The organism is Nguyenibacter vanlangensis, from assembly GCF_013376155.1.
GTDB lineage: Bacteria > Pseudomonadota > Alphaproteobacteria > Acetobacterales > Acetobacteraceae > Gluconacetobacter > Gluconacetobacter vanlangensis.
Genome location: NZ_JABXXP010000952.1, coordinates 1 through 885 on the forward strand (window position 1 = coordinate 1; position 885 = coordinate 885).

Annotated in this window: 1 protein-coding gene; it reads left to right on the plus strand. The window is 68.0% G+C overall.

Going from position 1 to position 885, the window contains the following annotated elements:
* Positions 1 to 352: 352 nt before the first annotated feature.
* Positions 353 to 885 (plus strand): UDP-3-O-acyl-N-acetylglucosamine deacetylase (locus HUK84_RS20400; RefSeq protein WP_246285802.1); only part of this gene is annotated, 533 nt, incomplete at its 3' end.

Sequence of the window (885 nt, forward strand, 5' to 3'; positions counted from 1 at the left end):
CGCGACGGTGCGCCAGGCTTCGGCCGACGAGGTCGGGCTGGACATCCCCGCCTTCCTGCGCCGCCAATCCTGATCCGCTCCATGGCGCCGCGCCTCCCCGGCCGGCGCGGCGCCATGCGCGACATCGATCATTATGGCGTAATTTTGTCTTTATTCTCAGCCCCTTACCCCGTAACAGTCAGCAATAATCCTTGACTCGCCCCGTCGCGCCGCACCCGCTACAGATCATGCTGTCGTTGCTGTAACGCACGACGCAAATCGAACGATCGAGAATCAAGCGATCAAGACGCGATCGAAACGCGCTCAAGAAGCGATCAAAGACTGGGGGACACATATGGACGGAATGCTGGCAATGGTGGGGAACGACGCCCTGCGGCAGGCCCAGCCGCCCGCCGTCCAATCCTCCCCCGCTCCGGCATCCGCCACACGGACCTCGCGCGCCCCGCGCCAGCAGACCCTGCGCCACGCCATCTCCTGCGTGGGCGTCGGGCTGCATACCGGCCGGCGCATCAGCCTGGTCCTCCGTCCGGCCGCCGAGGAGACCGGCATCGTCTTCCGCCGCACCGATCTCGACGGCCGCACCATCGCCGCCCGGTTCGACCAGGTCGTCGATACCCGCCTCAGCACCGTGATCGGCGATGCCCCGGACCCGGCGCTGCGCGTCGCCACCATCGAACATCTGATGGCGGCGTTCGCGGGCTGCGGCGTCGATAACGCGCTGGTCGATGTCGACGGACCCGAAATCCCGGTACTGGACGGCTCGGCGGCCGATTTCGTCTTCCTGCTCGACTGCGCCGGCCTGGCGGAACAGGCCGCCACGCGCGCGGTGATCGACATCCTGGCCCCCGTCCGCGTGGCCGAGGGCGACGCCTTCGCCGAGCTGCG